This window comes from Microcystis sp. LSC13-02 (assembly GCA_002282935.1).
Taxonomy (GTDB): Bacteria; Cyanobacteriota; Cyanobacteriia; order Cyanobacteriales; family Microcystaceae; genus Microcystis.
The window spans coordinates 1-5,098 of the sequence record MTBT01000046.1 but is presented as its reverse complement, the minus strand read 5'-3'; the positions used below and the strand labels follow the sequence as shown (position 1 = coordinate 5,098).

The 5,098-nt window shown below is 41.7% G+C and carries 3 protein-coding genes and 1 pseudogene; 2 read left to right on the top strand and 2 right to left on the bottom strand.

From position 1 onward, the window contains the following. Positions 1-210 precede the first annotated feature (210 nt). Both BGL89_RS02860 and BGL89_RS02855 read left to right on the top strand, forming a co-directional pair. Positions 211-420: a type II toxin-antitoxin system HicB family antitoxin gene (locus tag BGL89_RS02860; RefSeq protein ID WP_286824339.1), complete on the top strand. Its 210-nt coding sequence runs from the start codon at positions 211-213 to the stop codon at positions 418-420. Then, positions 374-667 (top strand): tetratricopeptide repeat protein, encoded by a 294-nt coding sequence (locus BGL89_RS02855; RefSeq protein WP_353743906.1) that lies wholly within the window; start codon positions 374-376, stop codon positions 665-667. The genes BGL89_RS02860 and BGL89_RS02855 overlap by 47 nt, the downstream gene beginning before the upstream one ends. A 446-nt stretch (positions 668-1,113) precedes the next feature. Here BGL89_RS02855 and BGL89_RS02850 read toward each other — a convergent pair whose 3' ends face one another. Then, positions 1,114-2,925 (bottom strand): proline--tRNA ligase, encoded by a 1,812-nt coding sequence (locus BGL89_RS02850; protein ID WP_286824338.1) that lies wholly within the window; start codon positions 2,923-2,925, stop codon positions 1,114-1,116. A 793-nt stretch (positions 2,926-3,718) separates the two neighbouring features. Next, positions 3,719-5,020 (bottom strand): annotated as a pseudogene (locus tag BGL89_RS02845) (IS701 family transposase). Positions 5,021-5,098 lie beyond the last annotated feature (78 nt).

The following is a 5,098-nucleotide window of genomic DNA, read 5'->3' as shown; positions in this document are numbered from 1 at the left end:
AGGTGCGGAACCCCGCAAGGGAAAGAAGCAGAAACCTAAATCGTGAGGTTTGGGAATCACCGTCCGTTTACGGCGGTGAGGATGTCAACCCCGTTTAGAATATAGCTTGACCCTGTCAGGCAAAGATAGTAGTGATGCTGATCGCTACCAGGAAAAAGACGTAAGAAATGCACTTCAGGAACTAGCAAACTTAAATCAAGGAGACAACCCATGAATTATCACTACAGTATTTTTATTCAATGGTCACAAGAAGACAACAAATTTATCGCCCATCTACCTGAATTTGGCCCCTATGCTCATACTCACGGCGAAACTTACAATGCAGCCCTACAAAATGCCCTTGAAGTCTTAGATCTCCTGATCGAAGACTACACTGCACGAGGCAAATCTCTCCCACGTCCCCAGGCTATTTCCGCATAGCCCAAATATCCTCTATTACATTCAAGGGAAATACGCAGAAGCCGAACCTTTCTATCAAAGAGCTATTGCTATTTTGATAGCTACACTAGGCGAAAATCACCCTAACATTCAAACAGTAAGAAAGAATTATTTTCGGATGCTGTCCCAACTTCCCGATGAGGAATTAACCGAACGCTTTCCCCCAGAAACAGTCGAATATATCCAAGCAAACCCAACCGCTAGAATCAAACTCAACAAACCTGATTAAACTGCGCTCTAGTCAACCAGAATCCCTTAAAGCAATCATTCAAAGCGATCTGAATCATCGGCTCCAAGACCTAGAAAGCGGATTACAAAAAACTCAAGCTCGCCTAAAACAATTTGAAACTCAATATCAATGGTCAACAGAGCAGTTTGTTGATTTGTTTACCAATGATCAATTACAACACAGTGAAGATTTTGATGAATGGTTAGGAGAGTCCTGGATGCTTGAGAAAATACAGCAAAAAATCGCCATCATTAAGGAGATTGAATTTGTTGATTGAGACTTACTTTGAGAGAATTAGAAAACTTCTCACAAACTCAGCCATGATCCAAACTTTTGAACTTGACACAGAAAAACGGACAGATAGTCTCGGTTTTATTAGAGGCAATATTACCTTTATTGACGGCTCTCGGCTCTAGATTCGAGAATTTATCTGTATATTTAATCACTTAATCAGAAGCATTTACCTTTGAAATAGCAGTTTTTAAATAGGAAACCACCTCATTAATTGCTACTTCTGACGCTTTTTTACTGGCTCTTTCGAGTAATTCCACCTTACCCGATTTGAGAGATTTACCCGTGACAATGCGATAGGGAATCCCAATTAAATCCGCATCTTTGAACTTAACTCCTGCACGTTCATCCCGGTCATCTAAAAGGGTTTCAATGCCCGCTTGATTTAACTCATTGTATAAACTTTCGGCGGTTTTTACCTGCTCGGCATCGGCTAAATTGGGAATAACCACAATCGCTTGATAGGGGGCAATAGCTACAGGCCAAATAATGCCATCTTTATCGTAGGATTGTTCTACGGCTGCCTGTGCTAAACGGGATACTCCTATGCCATAACAACCCATACAAATGGGGGTAGATTCTCCCGCTTCATTAGTATAGAAAGCATTCATGGCCTGAGAATATTTATAGCCCAATTGGAAGATATGACCGACTTCAATTCCTCTAGCACTTTGCAAGGTTTGATTAGGATCATGAATAGCTCGATCGCCTACCTGAGCTTTGCGTAGATCGACGATTAATTCCGGTAAGATAAAATCTTTACCCCAATTCGCCCCCACTAAATGAAACCCCGTTTCATTGGCACCGGTGATAAAGTTTTCTAAGTCTGTCACCGTGTTGTCTGCTATGCGTAAAAATTGAGTAGCTATATCGCTGGCTTTTTTGAGCAAATTATCTTCTAAGTCGGGAGCAATATAACCTAAAGGTAAAGGTTTAGTTGCCCATTTCTGTTGAGCGGCAGCATCGGGTATTTTTAAAGCCAAAATTGTTTTAGCATTGTAACGGCTCGCCTGTCTAACTAATTCATTTTGTAGTTTAACTTCGTTAACCTCTTGATCTCCCCGAATGCTCACCAAAACTAAAACAGTTATGCCGCTATCATAAACCACTTCGTAGAGAACATTTTTGACGATAGCGGTGGCAGAACAATCGAGAAATTTAGCTAAACTTTCGATAGTGTTGGTGTTAGGAGTCTCTTTTTTAGCAAACTTTTTAAAGGGAGAAGCCACTTTATCTGCCGGCAAAGAAACGGCTTTTTCCACATTAGCCGCATACTTTTCATCGGCGGTAAATAAAACCTCATCTTCTCCGGCATCAGCTAAGACCATAAATTCTTGGGATGCGGAACCACCAATCGCTCCAGAATCGGCTTCTACTGCCCGAAAAGCTAACCCACAACGGCGGAAAATATTGCGGTAAGCTATATCCATCGCTTGATAGGTTTTCTTTAAACATTCCTCGTCGAGATTGAAAGAATAGGCATCTTTCATAATAAATTCTCGTCCCCGCATTAAACCAAAACGAGGGCGAATTTCATCGCGAAATTTAGTTTGAATCTGATATAAATTAACCGGTAATTGTCGATAGGAACGAATTAAATCCCGAGCGACGGCAGTAATTACTTCTTCGTGAGTCGGTCCTAATCCTAACTCCCGGTTTTGCCGGTCCGTCAGGGCAAACATAATCCCTTCTGCTTTTGTGTAGGTGTCCCAACGGCCTGATTCCTGCCAGAGTTCCGCCGGTTGCAGTTGGGGAAGTAAACATTCTTGGGCGCCGGCTTTATTCATTTCTTCCCGGACTATCTGGGAGACTTTCTGCAAAACCCGCCACATCAGGGGTAAATAGGCGTAAATACCGCTGCCAATGCGACGAATGTAACCGGCACGGACTAAGCATTTATGACTGGGGATTTCCGCCTCGGCTGGGTCTTCCCGGAGAGTGACAAAAAGCTGTTGAGAGAGTCGCATCCTATCGATATCCTTTTGAACAGAAGACTTTCTATTATCTCATCAAAGGAGAGCGACTGCAATTATCAATTACTTGTGTTGACAAACAATAACAGCGATCAGTTTACCGATTCTCAGGTATTTTCCCTCACAACTTGAGACTGGTTGGAGACGCATTGAACCTTAGTTGCAATTGCCTAACTCCCTTGTTCTCTACTCTAGGAAATATGAGCGTTCAGGTCGATCGCTGTTATCGTCGTTATCGAGACAGAATGTAACTTTAACAGGGTTTACTCCTTTGTGAACTTGACCTGATAACCTTGCCAGTTGATCTGTCAGGGAAGCTTTTTTCCTTAGCTTCAATTATTAATATAACATCGGATCGGAGCTAGAAGTCTTTCTCTTAATCAAAGTTTACATTGCCAGCATCAAGGAAAAGCCTAGATGTTTTGACGCTTAACCGACCATAACTCTTATTATTCAAAAATTATGGCAGGAGTAACCTCAACAGTAGTCAAAGAAAGCGCAGAGGAATTAATACTAAATCCGTTGAGTATAGGTAACATATCAGGACAGGCACTCATGCAACAGGCAAGAGGCAAAAGGGTGCATAAATAATCAGTTTTTAATAACCGGATTTAGTATAACTCAACGGATCAAAGAAGCAACCACCGCTAGGGAAAAAGACAAACTGCAAGTGCTGTATTGGCTAAAACAAGAAAAAGCTCCCGCCATCAAGGTGATAGCTAAAAGTTTAGGGCATCATAGAAACACAGTGCAAACCTGGTTGTGTAAATATCCCTCTTCTGTCACTCTAGGGAACGGGAAGACAGAAATGACAGGGAAAAACGGATTCTAATAAAGAATTTATCAATCGATTAAGTTGGGTATATAGAAAAGAAAAGTAGCCAATTAGTCGAGGAGTGAAGAAAACACAGAGCCAAGCTTTTAAACGATTCAAGTAACCGAAAGGTTCGATAAATAATCGAATATTATTTAGGTTATCTTTCCATCCTTTCCCGACAGACCACCAAGAATGAGTTCCCGCGCTCTCTCTAGCTTTTTGCCGGTTGGATGACCGATTTTCTTTTTGACATTGACCTTGAAAAACCTCTGCTTGAAGGCTAACCATTAGGTACGCGCTCATGACTAGCTCCCACCATTTTTCGATATCGTTATAATCGGTTAAACGATAATCCGACCATCCTAATTCGCTTTTACTTTGCCTGAAACCCTACTCTACCCACGTTCTATCCCCGTAAATATTGCCCACTTCTTTCGCACTTATTCCGGCTATTCTCGTCATGACATACCAAGTAGTCTCTTCGGGTACCGTATCTTTATCGGTCGTGATTTGCCAATATCTTACTTGTCTTCTTTTGCCGAAAATAATCTCTCGAACATACCGTTTTTCTCTTTCTCCATTACTATGGATTCTCTCGAATTCTTGCCATCGATTTCTTCTTACTCTCTGCCCAGGAGCCATTAATACCGCTTGGTTGCTCCGGATCGCCACCGCGTATTCTATTCCGAACTCTTCAAGAATACTCAAGAAATTACTCCCGCTTTCCCCGTACTCGCTATCCGCTAACACTCGCTTGATTTTAAATCCTTTCTCTACTAGCTCTTTCACCATCCCCGCCGCAATTTCCGGTTTGCTTTTATATTTGTCTCCTTCTTTTAATCTTTCTTTCGGTTTGTAGACTTCGCTCGTTAAGGGGAGTGTCATTCCTTCAATTAATCCATACCCATTGACCCTCACGCTCCCATTTTCGACTTTGCCGATATTTCCGATGTATTGTCTTTTCACATAATCCGTCGTTTTCCCTTTCTTTTTATCTCCCGTTTCGTCCATTATTACGATAATTTCTCTTTCCACTAACACGGATAATATTAATTTTAATCCCCTTTCTTTCAGCTCCTTAGCTAACCAAGGAGAACTGGTCAGAAAATGGTGTAACCCTTGTTCGTTTTCTAATCCTACCTCTCTCGCTATCGCCAGCAAGGTCTTTCTTTTTATCTCCGATAGCAGGCCGATATGGAGGTACTTGAAATACTCGTAACTTCTCACTTCTGGAAATAGGTCTCGGTACAGAGAGCAGTATTCATCGAAAATTTGGGTCTGAAACCCCGTCGTTCTACGACGGCTTTACCGTTAAATACTAGCGCATTTACCAAATATATGCTAAAATGT